Source organism: Proteus penneri, from assembly GCF_022369495.1.
Taxonomy (GTDB): Bacteria; Pseudomonadota; Gammaproteobacteria; order Enterobacterales; family Enterobacteriaceae; genus Proteus; species Proteus penneri.
The window spans coordinates 2,838,281-2,853,787 of sequence record NZ_CP059690.1 but is presented as its reverse complement, the minus strand read 5'-3'; the positions used below and the strand labels follow the sequence as shown (position 1 = coordinate 2,853,787).

Annotated in this window: 16 protein-coding genes; 15 read left to right on the top strand and 1 reads right to left on the bottom strand. The window is 46.8% G+C overall.

Annotation, left to right across the window (positions count from 1 at the left end; all coding sequences use genetic code 11):
- The 9 genes from H1225_RS12930 (at position 1) to H1225_RS12895 (ending at position 10,375) form a co-directional block, all read left to right on the top strand.
- Entirely contained in the window at positions 1–3,240 is a 3,240-nt protein-coding gene (locus tag H1225_RS12930) for a type I restriction endonuclease subunit R (protein WP_140133279.1), read from the top strand.
- 102 nt (positions 3,241–3,342) lie between these two features.
- Positions 3,343–4,197, top strand: coding sequence for a restriction endonuclease (locus H1225_RS12925; RefSeq protein ID WP_025611289.1), 855 nt, complete (start codon positions 3,343–3,345; stop codon positions 4,195–4,197).
- 93 nt (positions 4,198–4,290) lie between these two features.
- Positions 4,291–4,572, top strand: a complete 282-nt coding sequence (locus H1225_RS12920) for an ECs_2282 family putative zinc-binding protein (RefSeq protein WP_025611290.1) — start codon at positions 4,291–4,293, stop codon at positions 4,570–4,572.
- Entirely contained in the window at positions 4,572–5,045 is a 474-nt protein-coding gene (locus H1225_RS12915) for a hypothetical protein (RefSeq protein ID WP_025611291.1), read from the top strand. The genes H1225_RS12920 and H1225_RS12915 overlap by 1 nt, the downstream gene beginning before the upstream one ends.
- A 119-nt stretch (positions 5,046–5,164) precedes the next feature.
- Entirely contained in the window at positions 5,165–7,315 is a 2,151-nt protein-coding gene (mobH, locus tag H1225_RS12910) for a MobH family relaxase (RefSeq protein ID WP_025611292.1), read from the top strand.
- A 48-nt stretch (positions 7,316–7,363) separates the two neighbouring features.
- Positions 7,364–7,885 (top strand): TraD, encoded by a 522-nt coding sequence (locus H1225_RS18475; protein WP_478358752.1) that lies wholly within the window; start codon positions 7,364–7,366, stop codon positions 7,883–7,885.
- Entirely contained in the window at positions 7,882–9,183 is a 1,302-nt protein-coding gene (gene traD, locus H1225_RS12905; protein WP_478358750.1) for a conjugative transfer system coupling protein TraD, read from the top strand. Before H1225_RS18475 ends, traD begins: the two co-directional genes overlap by 4 nt.
- A 9-nt stretch (positions 9,184–9,192) precedes the next feature.
- The gene (locus tag H1225_RS12900; RefSeq protein ID WP_025611032.1) at positions 9,193–9,753 is read left to right on the top strand and encodes a hypothetical protein; all 561 of its coding nucleotides are present in this window, start codon (positions 9,193–9,195) and stop codon (positions 9,751–9,753) included.
- The gene (locus H1225_RS12895) at positions 9,740–10,375 is read left to right on the top strand and encodes an IncC plasmid conjugative DNA transfer DtrJ family protein (RefSeq protein WP_065870893.1); all 636 of its coding nucleotides are present in this window, start codon (positions 9,740–9,742) and stop codon (positions 10,373–10,375) included. The genes H1225_RS12900 and H1225_RS12895 overlap by 14 nt, the downstream gene beginning before the upstream one ends.
- A gap of 26 nt (positions 10,376–10,401) precedes the next feature.
- Here H1225_RS12895 and H1225_RS12890 read toward each other — a convergent pair whose 3' ends face one another.
- Complete coding sequence (locus H1225_RS12890) at positions 10,402–10,989, bottom strand: hypothetical protein (protein ID WP_005396800.1); 588 nt, start codon at positions 10,987–10,989, stop codon at positions 10,402–10,404.
- Positions 10,990–11,277: 288 nt separating this feature from the next.
- Between H1225_RS12890 and traL the strand changes: the two genes are divergently transcribed.
- From traL to traA, 6 genes are all read left to right on the top strand, one after another.
- On the top strand, positions 11,278–11,559 hold the full coding sequence (gene traL, locus H1225_RS12885; protein ID WP_065870891.1) for a type IV conjugative transfer system protein TraL: 282 nt from the start codon (positions 11,278–11,280) through the stop codon (positions 11,557–11,559).
- The gene (locus H1225_RS12880; RefSeq protein WP_065870890.1) at positions 11,556–12,182 is read left to right on the top strand and encodes a TraE/TraK family type IV conjugative transfer system protein; all 627 of its coding nucleotides are present in this window, start codon (positions 11,556–11,558) and stop codon (positions 12,180–12,182) included. The genes traL and H1225_RS12880 overlap by 4 nt, the downstream gene beginning before the upstream one ends.
- Positions 12,163–13,062, top strand: coding sequence for a TraK domain-containing protein (locus H1225_RS12875; protein ID WP_373273830.1), 900 nt, complete (start codon positions 12,163–12,165; stop codon positions 13,060–13,062). The genes H1225_RS12880 and H1225_RS12875 overlap by 20 nt, the downstream gene beginning before the upstream one ends.
- Positions 13,063–13,064: 2 nt before the next feature.
- Positions 13,065–14,354 (top strand): TraB/VirB10 family protein, encoded by a 1,290-nt coding sequence (locus H1225_RS12870; protein WP_065870889.1) that lies wholly within the window; start codon positions 13,065–13,067, stop codon positions 14,352–14,354.
- A gap of 86 nt (positions 14,355–14,440) precedes the next feature.
- Positions 14,441–15,001, top strand: coding sequence for a type IV conjugative transfer system lipoprotein TraV (gene traV, locus H1225_RS12865; RefSeq protein WP_002019846.1), 561 nt, complete (start codon positions 14,441–14,443; stop codon positions 14,999–15,001).
- Positions 14,998–15,384, top strand: a complete 387-nt coding sequence (gene traA / locus H1225_RS12860) for a TraA family conjugative transfer protein (RefSeq protein WP_000180225.1) — start codon at positions 14,998–15,000, stop codon at positions 15,382–15,384. The genes traV and traA overlap by 4 nt, the downstream gene beginning before the upstream one ends.
- Positions 15,385–15,507: the final 123 nt, after the last annotated feature.

The window sequence follows — 15,507 nt, the reverse complement described above, 5'->3', positions numbered from 1 at the left end:
ATGACGACGTTTAAAACCGAAGCACAATTTGAGCAGGCCTTTATCGAGGTGCTTACCCATAAAGGCTGGGAAAGCGAGATACTTAAAAACAAAACCGAAGCGGATTTACTGCAAAACTGGGCGAACATTTTATTTGAAAATAATCGCCAGCAAGACCGCTTAAACGATGTGCCCCTGACGGCAACGGAAATGCAGCAGATTATTGAGCAGATCAAAGAACTGAAAACCCCGCTCAAGCTTAATGGTTTAATCAACGGTAAAACCGTGGCTATTAAGCGCGATAACCCCGCCGATGCCTTGCATCTTGGCAAAGAAGTCAGCCTTAAAATCTATGACCGCCAAGAAATTGCGGCAGGCCAAAGCCGTTACCAAATCGTCCAGCAGCCGAAATTTGAACGCGGTAGCCCACTGCGTAATGACAGACGTGGTGATGTGCTGTTACTGATTAACGGTATGCCGGTTATTCATGTGGAGCTTAAACGTAGTGGCGTGCCGGTAAGCCAAGCGGTTAACCAAATTGAGAAGTATTCTAAAGAAGGTATTTTTAGTGGCTTATTTTCACTCATTCAAGTGTTTGTCGCTATGGAGCCTAATGAGGCCAAATACTTTGCCAATCCTGGGCTAGATGGCAAATTTAATCCAGACTACCAATTCAATTGGGCCGATTTTAACAACGAGCCCATGAACCATTGGAAAGACATTGCCTCGACGTTGTTATCCATCCCCATGGCGCACCAGTTAATTGGCTTTTACACCGTTGCCGATGATACCGATGGTGTGCTTAAAGTGATGCGCAGTTATCAGTATTACGCCGCCAATGCGATATCGGATAAGGTAGCCAAAACCAACTGGCAACAATTGGGTAGCGCTGCTAATAACCCAGACCGCTTGGGCGGCTATGTGTGGCATACCACGGGTTCCGGCAAAACCATGACCAGCTTTAAATCAGCACAGCTGATTGCCCAATCAAAAGATGCCGATAAAGTCATTTTTTTGATGGACAGAATCGAACTTGGCACCCAGTCGCTGGCGGAATATCGTAATTTTGCGGGCGATGGTGAAGATGTCCAAGCGACCGAAAATACTCATGTGTTGGTAACCAAGCTAAAAAGCACGTCCCCAGCCGATACCCTCATTGTTAGCTCTATTCAAAAAATGAGTAATATTTTTGAAGAAGTGGATGATGAGGGCACTGCAACAAACTCGGCAGATATTGAAAAAATCCGCGCTAAACGCTTGGTATTTATTATTGATGAGGCGCACCGTTCAACGTTTGGCGACATGCTGATCATTATTAAACGCACCTTTCCCCGCGCCTTGTTTTTTGGTTTTACTGGCACTCCGATCCAAGAAGAAAATGAAAAAAACGGCAATACTACCAGTACCGTATTTGGCAATGAGTTGCACCGCTACAGCATAGCTGATGGTATTCGAGATGGTAACGTACTCGGCTTTGATCCCTATAAAGTGCCTACTTTTAGGGACGGTGACTTAAGGCAGGCTGTCGCCCTAGAGCAAGCTAAGGCGGAATCGGTAGCGGAAGCCATGGATAATCCCGCCAAAAAGAAAAAATTTAATTATTTTATGAATGAAGTGCCTATGGCTGGCTACAAAGACGCCACAGGTAAATACCACAGAGGTATTGAAGATTATGTACCTAAAAGTCAATACCTAAGCGAGACTCACCAAGCCAAAGTGGTAGAAGATATTTTACACAAATGGGATGTGCTAAGCCAAGGCTATAAGTTTCATGCGATTTTGGCTACTAACAGTATTGCTGAAGCCATTGATTATTACCGTCTGTTAAAGGCTGCTAAGCCTGATTTAAAAGTATCAGCACTGTTTGATCCCAACATTGATAATGACGGCAGTGGTGACCGTGGGCCAACGTTTAAAGGTGATGGCCTGGATGAGATTATGCGTGACTATAATGCGCGTTATGGCCACGATTTTGATTTTGCCCGTCATGCAGCATTTAAGAAAGATCTAGCCGCACGCCTTGCTCACAAAAAACCTTATGAGCGTATTCATACCGATCCTACAAAACAGTTGGATTTATTGATTGTTGTAGACCAAATGCTCACCGGTTTTGACTCCAAGTGGCTGAATGTCTTGTATTTAGATAAGGTAATTAAATACCAAAACATCATCCAAGCCTTCTCTCGTACCAATCGATTGTTTGGCCCCGATAAGCCTCATGGTGTTATCCGTTACTATCGTTATCCGCATACGATGGAGCAACATATTAACGATGCGGTAAAACTATACTCTGGCGACAGACCCATAGGGTTATTTGTTGATAGGCTAGAAAGTAACTTAGAAGCAATGAATGAACTATTCGGTGATATTACCGAGTTGTTCATTAGTGCCGGTGTGGCGAATTTTGAAAAGCTGCCAGAAGATGTTGAGGCGTGCGCAAAGTTTGCTGAACTATTTAAAGTATTTAACCAGCATCTAGAAGCCGCGAAGGTACAAGGTTTACATTGGGAGCAGTCGGTTTATACATTCACGACGGACGCTTCAACAGGCGAAAATGGCACTGAACATGAGGTTACTCTCGCCATTAATGAACAAACCTACCTGAGCCTTGCGCTGCGTTATAAAGAGCTCGTATCAAAAGGTGATGGTGGTGGTGCGGGTGGCGGAGATGTGCCTTTTGATATTAGTGGCTATTTGACGGAAATCGACACAGGAAAGATTGATGCCGACTATATGAATAGTCGCTTCGATAAATATTTAAAAGAGCTAAATCAGCATAATGATCAAGCCAGCATTGAACTTACGCTTAACGAACTGCACAAGTCATTTTCTTCACTGACGCAAGCTGAACAAAAATACGCCAAGCTTTTCTTACATGATTTACAGCGTGGCGATGCAAAGTTAATAGAAGGCCATACTTTCAGAGATTACATCAACACCTACAAAGACAATGCTGAAAACGCCCAGATTAATGCCATTGTTAATGCGTTAGGTTTAGATAAAAGCCAGCTTATTAGCTTATTAAACGATAGTGTCAATGAGAAAAACCTTAATAATTTCGGTCGCTTTGACGCGCTTAAAGACACTGTTGATAAGGCAAAAGCCAAAGTTTATTTTGAAAAATTAGATGGCCTAAGCATTCCGCCCTTTAAGCTCAATATTCGCATCGATCAGTTTTTAAAGCAGTTTATTTTTGCTCAGGCTGATGATCTCTTGAATGATGTAGTAGATATGCTTGATGGAGTAATGGAAGAGTCATGAGTAGCCAATCTCATTCTCTTTGCACTGTTAACTTGGTTAATTCAGCTATCTCAGTGAGAGAGTGGTCGCTGTTTTTACGAAAAAGTATCCAGGAGGAAAATAATGGTCACATTTGATCAGCTTATGCTCCCGCTAATAAAGGCATTAGTTAACCTTGGGGGCTCAGGCAGCATCGACGAGATTTACGAAGAAGTTGTCGAGCTTGAGAAGTTTGATGAGGGTACTTTGGCTGTTCTGCACAACCCCGAAAAAAGTAGCCAAACAGAGGTTGGATATCGATTAGCTTGGGCTAGAACCTATCTGAAGAAAGCTGGATACCTTGAAAACTCATCTCGTGGCGTATGGGCACTTACAGATAAAGCTAGACAGGAACCGGAAATTGATAGCAGAGAAATTGTCAACTTTGTTAGAGCTCTGGACCGCAAGCCTGAACAGGCTAATGCTACGACATCTACTCCAGAACTGTCGTCAGATGACTCCCCAGAAGAGGCTATGCTTTGGCGTGAAAAACTGCATCATGTGCTAATTGAAGAAATGAGCCCGGATGCGTTTGAGCGACTAACACAGAGATTATTGAGAGAATCAGGTTTTATCCATGTTGAAGTGACTGGCCGCACGGGTGATGGTGGTATCGATGGCAAAGGAATTGCCCGAATCAACGGTTTGATGAGCTTTCATATCGCTTTTCAGTGTAAAAAGTACAAAGGTTCCGTTGGGGCTCCCGAGATCCGTGATTTTAGGGGCGCAACCGTTGGTAGAGCTGATCGTGGGATGTTTATCACTACAGGTAGCTTTACAAAAGCTGCCATTGAAGAAGCCAACCGTGATGGCGTTGCTCCGATTGACTTGGTCGATGGTGATCAGTTAGCCGATAAACTTAAGGAACTTAGTTTAGGCGTTAAAACAGAGTTGGTTGAAAAAGTAACAGTTGATCCTAGCTGGTTTTTAGGCCTTTAACTGTTAATAAGCACCAAGAGAACTCCAAAATGCATTTTCAAGTTCTTGAATATATGCGATTAAATACGGCCACTAACATAACGGGAAGTTAGAATGAATCCTGAAAAATACAATAGAAGTATAAGCTTGCTTTGCCCGACTTGTGGCTGTTCAGACTTTTCATACGAAGACGGTTGCGATGAAACAATACAAGTAATGACTTGTGCATCTTGTGACCGAGAGTTCAATAAAGATGAGCTTATTCAAGAGAATAGCGAAAATATTGATGAGCACCTTTCTGAAATCAAGGAAGAAGTTTTAAAAGACGTTCAAGACGAACTACGTAAATCTTTGAAAAAGGCTTTTTCTGGTAGCAAGAATATAAGGATTAGGTAATGCCGGTAACTATTGATGTAGGTGATGTGATAGCTGGATTAGCTTTCCTTTTATCTAGCTACGCAACATGGCAAACGGTCAGCTTTAATAAGAGGCAGAAGTCACTTGTCGAAAGCCAGGAAAAGCTAAACACCATTCTCTTGGAAAAAGAAAATGAAGATGCTCTGAAAGGAAAGCAAGCTGACCTTGGTGCATCAATTATAAAACTTGGCAGCAGTAAGTATCGGCTTAAGGTTTGGAATAAAGGTTCTGCTACTGCAAGAAACGTCAGAATTGAGTTCCCCGAAGGTAACGATTTAGTTATTGAATCAGAAGTGACTGACAAATTTCCAATGGAAAGCCTCGAAAAGTATCAAGCCGTTGAGCTAATAGCCGCTGTTCATATGCAAACGAAACGAAAGCATGTTGTTCGGCTAGTTTGGGAGGATGATGCCCAGTCTTACAATGAAAAGCTGTCTTACCCCACACTGTAATGTAACTGTCGGTTTTCTCACTAGAACGAAAACAACTACAGATAAATGCATATTTCTTTCGGCTATCTAACATCTTCAGTTGCTAAAGAACCTTCACACTATCGTGTCGGAGGTTCACTATGTTCAAAAACCTATTTTTTCAAACCAAAGCACTACCAGAGCTGTCATCGCAACTGGATACAGAAATTCCGCGCTATCCGCCATTTCTGAAGGGGTTGCCAGCAGCGTCACCCGAGGATTTGCAGTCCACACAAGACGAGCTAATAGCCAAACTGCGTCAGGTACTTGGCTTCAACCAGCGTGATTTTCAAAGGCTAATTCAACCCTGCATTGATCATCTGGCGTCCTATGTTCACTTGTTGCCAGCTTCTGAGCATCATCATCACAGTGGTGCGGGTGGTTTATTACGTCATTCGTTGGAAGTTGCTTTCTGGGCGGCACAAGCAGCTGAAGGGATCATCTTTGTTGCCAGTGGCACACCGGTTGAGAAAAAAGAGCTAGAGCCAAGGTGGCGTGTTGCAGCAGCTCTTGGCGGTTTGTTCCATGATATTGGTAAACCTGTTTCAGACTTGTCCATCACAGACGAAGATGGACGCTATCAGTGGAACCCTTTTTTAGAAACCTTATCCCAGTGGACGACAAATAATAGCATTGAACGCTATTTTATTCGCTGGCGCGACGGACGATGCAAGCGGCACGAGCAATTTTCAATTCTGGTGTTAAACCGGGTGATGACACCTGAGTTGCTCGCCTGGTTAACCCAGCCGGGCCCTGAAATTTTGCAAGCCATGCTAGAGGCAATTGGCAATACCGATCCCGAGCATGTCCTGTCTAAATTGGTTATTGAAGCTGACCAAACCAGTGTCCAGCGAGACCTGAAAGCTCAACGAATTTCCGTTGACGACAATGCCCTTGGTGTCCCAGTCGAACGCTATCTACTTGATGCCATGAGGCGATTGCTTGCCAGTTCCCAGTGGCTGGTCAATCAGCGAGACGCCAGAGTCTGGATACGAAAATCGAATCAATCAACCAATCTTTACCTGGTCTGGAAAAGCGCGGCTAAGGACATCATTGAGCTGTTGGCCAAAGACAAGATACCTGGCATCCCAAGAGATCCCGATACCCTTGCGGACATCCTCATTGAGCGAGGATTGGCCACCAAATCCGCCTCAAATGAGCGATATGAAAGCCTTGCCCCTGAAGTGCTGATCAAAGACGGCAAGCCAATCTGGCTACCCATGCTGCATATATCTGAGGCCGATTTATTGTTCAGCTCGAATGTACCAAGTTGTGTGACACTGTTTAACAAATCTGAGTGGGAAGCAACACAGCAAACACAAGCAGAGCCACAGAGTCGCTCCAGTGAGCATTCAGACTTGCCTGAAGCGTCATTATCAATCGAACTCAGTAATTCGGCTGAGTCACCATCGACAAACTCGTCCGAACAAGATGATGAACTTTGTCATGCCTGTGATGTTAATCACCTTCAGGCAACTGAAAATGCTCCAGGTGATGAATGCGAAAAGCCTAACAATTCATATGATGGCGCTATCTCAAATAACGTAAGCCAGCAAAACGAAGCAGCATTGACCCCCCCTGAATCTTTGGCGTGGCTCCCAGAGGCCAGCAGTGCGTTGGTTATAGTTGGTGAACAGATACTGATCCGCTATCCCGATGCCGTAAGACCTTGGTGTGCCCCCCGAAAACTGCTTGCTGAACTCAGCCGATTAGATTGGCTGGAATTAGATCCGGCAAACCCGACACGTAAGGCCAGAACTGTGACAACGAAAGATGGCGTTCAGGAGCAAGGGTTACTGCTTAAGGTATCGATTTCTAAAGGGCTTACTTCACTGATTGACCTTCCCAAACAAGACGCAGAATCAGCGGCAGCAATTCAGAACGAAGAGGCTTCACCGCGACCGAGTCGAACTGAGACAACCAATGCCCAAGCAAAAGAGCCCGCCAAAAGAGCGGAGCGTAAGCAAAAGCCGATTGCGCCCAATGCGAACTCAATTACAGACCCCAAACACGAACAGCGGCAAAAGATGGTTAATTTTGTGAAAGATTTGCCCATCTTACTGACCGATGGCGATTACCCAGACGTGGATCATAGTGCCGATGGTATTCGCGTCACGATTCAAACTTTACGCCAAGTCGCCAATGAGCATGGTATTCCAGCCGGGCAATTGCTTCGGGGGATCTCGGCCAGTGACCAATGCCAGTTTGATGAGGGGGAAACGGTTCTGTTTACCGCCCACGCTAAACGTTAATCCATTTGAAATTAATCGGATTGCAAACGGTTATTTTGCGGAGCATGAATGAAAGAAAACGCATACGAGATGCCTTGGCGCACGAACTATGAAGCCATGGCAGCAGCAGGCTGGCTGGTTGGGGCTACTGGGGCGATTGCGGCAGAAATGCTGACTGAGCTACCACCTGAGCCATTTTGGTGGATGACAGGGATTTCCTCGGGCATGGCGTTGTATCGCCTGCCTGAGGCTTACCGTCTTCATAAGTTACAGAAGGGATTAAAAGGCAAACCTTTGGCTTTTATGGCGCTGTCGCATTTGCAAAAAGTGATGGCAAAACATCCTGATGAATTGTGGTTAGGATATGGCTTTGAGTGGGATCAACGTCATGCTCAACGCGCTTATGAAATATTAAAGCGGGATAAGCAAACCTTGCTTAACCAAGGTCACGGCAAACAAATGGGTTCGACCTGGATCCATGGTGTTGAGCCCAAAGAAGAAGATGTGTACCAGCCAGTTGGTCACACCGAGGGGCATACCTTAATCGTCGGAACGACCGGTGCCGGAAAACCCGATGCTTTGATGCGATGATCACTCAGGCCATTTTGCGTAATGAAGCCGTGATTATTATTGACCCTAAGGGAGACAAGGAACTTAAGGATAATGCACAGCGAGCTTGTATTGCCGCCGGTAGTCCTGAGCGATTTGTGTATTTTCATCCGGGTTTTCCAGAGCATTCAGTACGTCTTAATCCCCTGAGAAACTTTAATAGGGGCACTGAAATTGCCAGTCGTATTGCGGCATTAATCCCATCTGAAACCGGTGCTGATCCATTTAAAGCCTTTGGCCAAATGGCACTGAATAACATAGTGCAAGGTTTGTTGCTTACGTCACAACGCCCTGATCTGAAAACACTGAGACGATTCTTAGAAGGTGGCCCAGAAGGCTTGGTAGTAAAAGCCGTCACGGCTTGGGGTGAGCAGGTATATCCGAACTTTAGTGTGGAGATTAAGCGCTTTACCGAAAAGGCCAATACCTTGGCTAAACAAGCTATGGCGATGCTGCTTTTCTACTACGAACGCATTCAGCCCGTTGCCGCCAATACTGATTTAGAGGGGCTATTGAGTATGTTTGAGCATGACAGAACCCACTATTCAAAGATGGTGGCCTCATTGATGCCGGTACTCAATATGCTCACATCAAGTGAACTAGGTCCATTGCTATCACCGATTGCAAACGATGTGGATGACAGCCGGTTAATTACGGATTCTGGCCGTATTATCAACAATGCCCAAGTGGCCTATATCGGGTTGGATTCATTGACCGACGCCATGGTTGGCAGCGCCATTGGTTCGTTGCTTTTATCCGATCTCACCGCCGTGGCCGGTGACCGCTATAACTATGGTGTTGAAAATCGTCCCGTAAATATCTTCATCGATGAGGCGGCTGAAGTCGTCAACGATCCCTTCATTCAACTGCTCAACAAAGGCCGTGGCGCAAAAATGCGTTGTGTGATTGCTACTCAGACCTTTGCTGACTTTGCAGCTCGTACAGGCAGTGAAGCTAAGGCTCGCCAGGTGTTAGGTAACATCAACAACCTGATAGCTCTTCGGGTGATGGATGCCGAAACTCAGCAGTACATTACTGACAATCTGCCTAAGACTCGGTTGCAGTACATCATGCAAACTCAAGGTATGTCGTCCAACTCGGACAGCCCCGCGTTATTTACCGGCAATCATGGCGAACGCTTGATGGAGGAAGAAGGCGATATGTTTCCACCGCAGTTATTAGGCCAGCTTCCCAACCTGGAGTACATCGCCAAGCTTTCAGGTGGCCGCGTGATCAAAGGCCGCATTCCTATTTTAACCAGCTCTACACAGGCAGCATAAGGAGTCTGTATGCATCATTCTGTCTGTCTGAAAATGACAACACTTACCAGTAAAGAAATGCTCGCTCAGTGGCAGCAACATAACCCCCAGTTCAAGGAAACCTTAAGACTGCTTGAAACCGACTGGCCTCATGCTTTGGCCTCGGTGTATTGCTTGGCGGACTACTTAACGGATGCGTTCACGTTAGATGGCCATTCCATCTTTGATTTGTGTCTGTGTAATGGCTTGGGCAGTTATGAAGAAGTCAGTTGTGATGATGACAGTGTACGCCTGTGGCATTTCATTGAGGCACTGACCTGGACTGCCGCCAGTGCTTTAACGGGGATTCGCCTGCGTGATCCTGACCATTTCGAGTGGGCCGCCGTAGATGGTGTGTATTTCTACTCCTGGATTCGTAATCGTCCAAATCGAATGGGGTATCTGGCTGAAGGACGCATCGATGTGCGTTATGTCAGTGGTCATACGACGACAAAGCGGCTTCAACAAGTGATTAAAGCCCGGATTATGACGCCAACCGTTGCAGCCATGCTGGCGCGAGTAGAAGAGGATGTTTGGCATGAGCAAGCATAAGTCGGTTTGGCTGCTGTGTCTGGCACTGATGCTGGAGATTATTGCCATTGGCGTGTTAGTGCCCGGTGATTGGACTGGCCGGGTTATTAATAAAGAGAAGCAGATGATTCAAAACCAATTGGGCGCACAAACAAGCTATTGGATTGGTCAAACTAGCCATGGCTGGTATCAGTCATGGATTGTGGATACACAGATGGAGCAATCTGTGCGTGATTTTCTAATCCCCACTGAAGAGCAACGACTGCGCTCTAAAGGGATGGAGAACATGGGAGGCTTTTGGTTTGTGTGGGTAGAAGACCGTATTCAGGCATTTTTTGATGTGTTGTACCAAGTGTTCACTCGATTTGCTTTGCTGATGGTCTGGTTGCCCTTTGCGCTTATTCTCATGTTACCGGCGCTGTGGGATGGCTTAATGACCTGGAAGATTAAGAAGACAACCTTTGATTTTTCGAGCCCTATCATTCACCGCTACAGCATGATTATCCTGGGCTCAGGTGTCATTTTGCTGTTTATGGGATTGTTCGCCCCGCTGGCCATTCCACCGGTGGTGTTACCGTCGCTGATCATCGGTTTGGCATTGATGGCGGGGGTGGCGTTAAGCCACTTGCAGAAGAAGATATGAGGCCTGTCAGGCCTCATCTTGTAGAGCTAAAACCTTACGCCTACGGTATTGCCGTTCTCGTCTTCAGCAGGCAAATGGTAAGTATCAATAAGGTGACCTTGAAGCCAAATATATTGCGGCATCCAAAACGAGTACTGTCGTATAAGAGACAATACTTCTTTTAACGGTTTGTTTGCATGAGGCTCGGCAAGACGGAAGTAAATGAATGAGCAATAATCTCGAAAATACTCATGAAGCTCTGAATCCGATAGCGTTTCTTTTAGCGGCCTGTTTTGTTCGTCGTCCTCATCAGGAGAATTGGCATAAATTTCAAATAGCTGCTTTTCAGTGAGCATCTCCAAGAAGTGGTCTTCAATTAAGATCCCATCACTGGTATCGACATCCATACCATCTTTGACATCAAAAGCCATGACACATCCTGAAGATAATGCCACTTCTGATGGTTTCAGTACGTCATTAGCTTGTACAACCTGATGCCAATGATTAAAACCAGCAGATACTGCAATTTCATCGAGTGCTTGAGTGTGTGGAATAGATTTTTCACGTTTAAGCTTTCGTGCTTTTTGCTTTAAACGTTCAACCGTGGCAGAGGAAATGATTTTAGTAATTTGCATTGAGTTTCTCCTATTAGCGAATACGGTGCCCACTGCCGAGGTCGCAGAAAAAACCTAAGCAAAAAATAAATTTGATATGCATGTCGTCCCGTCCGGGTTTGCTAAAGTGGGCAGCTGGTCTCGACACGACCAATATCCCCATCATATCAACCGCATCAAAAAGATCAATTGTTAGTATTGTCTGAGTAGAACCCTCAAAACCTTCAAGAATTCGGCATCTAGCTGACCACTGAAGCTGCCAATCCCGAGGCATTCTTCACTTCTCAATTCAAACAACGAGGAGTGACTATGGAACCTGTGAGTATTCCGTCCTATATCGATGACCCGCCGCACTTCCTGCTTTGGAGTGCCGACGAGATGGCTCCCATTCTGTTGGGGCTAGTGATCGGCATTTTTACCGGTAATGCCTTGGTTTTATGCCTGTTGGGGTTGGTGACAACCAAGCTCTATCGGCGTTTTCGTGATGGTCGCCCGGATGGTTTTATTCTTCACGCCATCTACTGGGCCGGAATGTTGCCAACCAAAGCCAAGACGATCCCTAACCCATTTATCAGGAGCTATCTGCCGTGAAGTTCGACGTGTTTTTAAAATCATGGCAAGGCACGCAATTAGAGAACCGATGGCAACGGTTCCTGATTGCGGTGCTGGTGCTATCTAACTTGCTGCTTGCGGTAGCGGCATTTTCTCGCAATACCGTGGTAGCCATTCAACCACCAACTTTGTCTGAACCGGCTGAAGTGTCACGAAACCAGGCCACTCAGCCTTACTTGGAATCCTGGGGACTCTACCTGGCTGAGCTTATGGGTAACGTGACGCCAGGTAATGTGTCTTTCATCCGGGTTGCCATTGAGCCGCTACTTTCTCCAGCGGTGTACCAGCAAGTGGTCGATGCACTGGAGATTCAGGCAAGACAAATCCGCGAAGACCGGGTCACGCTCAAATTCCAACCCAGACAAGTGGAATATGAGTATGAAACCGGCCATGTCTTTGTGACCGGTTATTCCTTGGTTTCTGGGCCATCTGGAGATGAGCAGCGCCAAACTCGCACCTATGAGTTTGACATCGATATTGAGCAATACCGTCCAAAACTTAGCTGGATGGATACGTATGAGGGGCAAGCTAGAACGAAGCGCGTTCGTGAAAAGTTGACCCATGAGCAAAACCGGAGGGTGAATGATGCGAACCAAAATTAGTCGATGGATGACACCAAGCTTAATCGCAATGAGCTTGAGTGGCGTCCTGTTATCTCAAGCGTCGTATGCAGACGTGGAATTGCCGATTGTGCCAGCCAGTGTGATGAAGCAGTCTGCTACTGCAAATCCACCGGTTCAAACCAATACGGTTTCAACGGATGTGCCAACAACGCTACTGATGACACCGGGGATTAATGAACTGATCCCTGTAGCACTTGGCCATCTGAACCGGATTGTGACGCCGTTTGAATCGCCTCAGGTGAGAACAACCAGTGATGCTCAGACGCAAATCAAGGGGAATGTTGTATATGTAGCCACGGACAAAGAATCACCGGTTTCACTTTACATCACTCCGCCTGGTCAGGAAGCGCCCGCGTTATCTGTCACCTTAGTACCTCGTCGTATTCCACCGCGTGAAATCACCTTAGCTATTGATGGTCAGCAGTGGCCTATTAAGGGCGTCGTGAACCGAAAAGCCGCCACTTGGGAAACGGCTCAGCCATACGTCGATAGCTTACGTGATTTACTCAGACGCCTTGCACTAAATGAGTTACCACAAGGCTATGACATCCGTTTAGCTGGCCAAACTGACACAAGCCCGAAATGTTTTCAGCCTGGCTTAAAGTTTGGTTTTAAGCAGGGGCAAATTGTGACGGGACATTACTTCACCGTCTATGTAGGACTGGTTGAAAGCTTTGCCGATGAGCCGATAGAAGCCAGTGAAATAGCCTGTAATGCACCAGATATAGTGGCAAGCGCCTACTGGCCTCGCAATATCTTGTTGCCGGGTGAAAAGACAGAGTTGTATGTGGTTGTTCGCAATCATCGTGAAGAAGCGGTGGAAAGTCAGCGACCTTCGCTTCTTGTGGGAGGTGAATAACGATGAAAGCACAATGGGAACAAATGAGCCCGAACATGAAGCGGGGCCTATCGGTTGCAGGTATTGCTGGTGGTCTCATCCTTATGGTGATGGTGTTTTCACCTAATCCTGACGATGGCTCAAGTAGTCGGAACCGGAAGGAAACGATCAGGCACATTCTTACGGATACCAATACTCGTGATGTTGGGGTCGATAGTTTGGCTGCAAACGTAAAACTACTCAGTGAGCGCAATGAACAGTTACGTCGTGAAGTTGAGCGCTTGCGTCGTGACGTCGATTCAGGACGGCTAAGCCCAGGTTCGCCTTCTATACCAAGCGAGGTCAATGCGGAGTTGGCTCGCCTTCGAGCGGAACTTGATGATGTTCGCGCTGGAGGTGATGCAGCAGTTGAAGGCACAAATAGCCGTTTCGAAGTGCCTTTATCTGCCATGGAATTACCCAAAGACGAAAAGCCACTGCCGTCTAACCCAGACGACTATTTTGCCAATGCGCCGCTGCCTGATCCGCTCTATCAGCAGCCAGCCAATGGCCAAGGTACACGAGCTCGGGATGTTCCATTGCCGCCAATCACGATTCGTATGATTGAGCCTGAAGTGGTTGCTGAACCAGAGGTTGTTGTGCAAGAAGCGCCGCCTTTGTATCTACCGGCGGGCAGCATCATCTCAGGTACTTTGATCACAGGTTTGGATGCTCCTACTCACGAGTCCGCAAGACGCGAGCCTTTTCCTGCATTGCTGAGGATTCAAAAGGAAGCCATTTTACCCAACCGATTTAGAGCGGATATCAAAGAGTGTTTCTTGATCGCCGCAGGTTACGGTGATTTGAGCTCTGAGCGTGCTTATTTGCGAGGCGAGACCATTTCATGTGTGAGAGAAGATGGTGGCGTCATTGAAACACGACTGGATTCTTATGCCGTGGGTGAAGACGGCAAAGCCGGTATTCGTGGCCGATTAGTGTCGAAACAAGGCCAGCTGGTGGCCAAATCAATGATGGCCGGATTCCTTCAGGGCTTGGCAGGCGCATTTGATGTGAATCCTGTACCAACGATTCAGACGGGTAATGCCGGTGATACTCAGTTGTACCAGCAAGTCATGAGCCAAGAAGCATTACAAGGTGCTGCGATTAAAGGCACCGGTAAAGCATTGGATCGAGTGGCCAAGTTCTATTTGGACATGGCTGAAAATATGTTCCCAGTCATAGAGGTAGACGCTGCAAGGAAAATTGAAGTCATAGTCACTCGTGGTGCCTCGTTGTCGTTGGCTACTTCGCAAGGCGGAGGTGCAAGAAGATGAAAAAATCCTGCATGTTGCTAACCGATCGAAGTCCGTTTCAGACAATAAGATGTGTATCCAGAGGAGAGTTAACCATGACGACATCAATGCAGAACAACCCAAAGCACCAGTCAAAACAGTGGTCTAAAGCTGGATTACTTTTATTGGCAGTCGGCTCAACCTTATTGTCTGGCTGTAGTTCATTGGGTCTTGGGAGTAGTGAATATGGATGCCCAGGTATGCCTGACGGTGTGCGCTGTTTATCCGCTCGTGAAGTCTATGAGCTTACCAGCAATGGGGCTGCACCCAAGACGATTGATGCTGTGGCGACTCGAATTGGTTCTCCCTCTGGGTATTCACAATCTGATTTAGAGACAGGACTGCTGAGCCATCCGGCATTACCCGAGACGCAGCAATCTGCACCTATTCGCATTCCTTCAAGGGTAATGCGGATTTGGATTGCGCCTTGGGAGGATGACCGTGGGGATCTGAATTTATCCAGCTACGTGTTTACCGAAATTGAACCGCGCCGGTGGGATATTGGGGTGTCAGCACCTCGAACGGTTTCGCCAGTGCTACGTCCACTTCAGACTCAAAGCGATTCAGCCTCAGCGGGAGCTGATGGTAAGCGCGATAACTTGAGTATCTACGGAGAAACTAACGAATGACAAATGCAGTTCGCACCATTCAAACTCAGCGCCTAATGACCATTGGTGCGCTTGGTTTAATGGCGTTAATGATTTCGGAGCCCTCATTTGCGGGCACCGGTGGTGATGCTTTCACCGATGTGTGGGATACCCTAAAAGATTGGACCCAAGGTACTTTGGGACGGATCGTAGCGGGAGCCATGGTACTGGTGGGTATTGTGGGCGGTATCGCTCGCCAAAGCTTGATGGCTTTTGCCTTGGGCATTGGTGGCGGTATGGGTCTCTACAATACGCCAACAGTCGTTGAAAGTGTTATGTCTGCAACTTTACCTGTCGTTGCCAGCACTCAAGAAGTCATTGGCACAACAGTTCCAGCAATCAGCGCCGTCTTACTGGGCACCTGATAACAATAAAAAACGCCCAAGCGGCCAGATATCTGACGGCTTGGGCGTCATCCCACCCCGTACCCGTTTATCATGACAGCGTTTCAGTTAATAGGTTTCCCATTCACTTAGCTTGATTTCAAG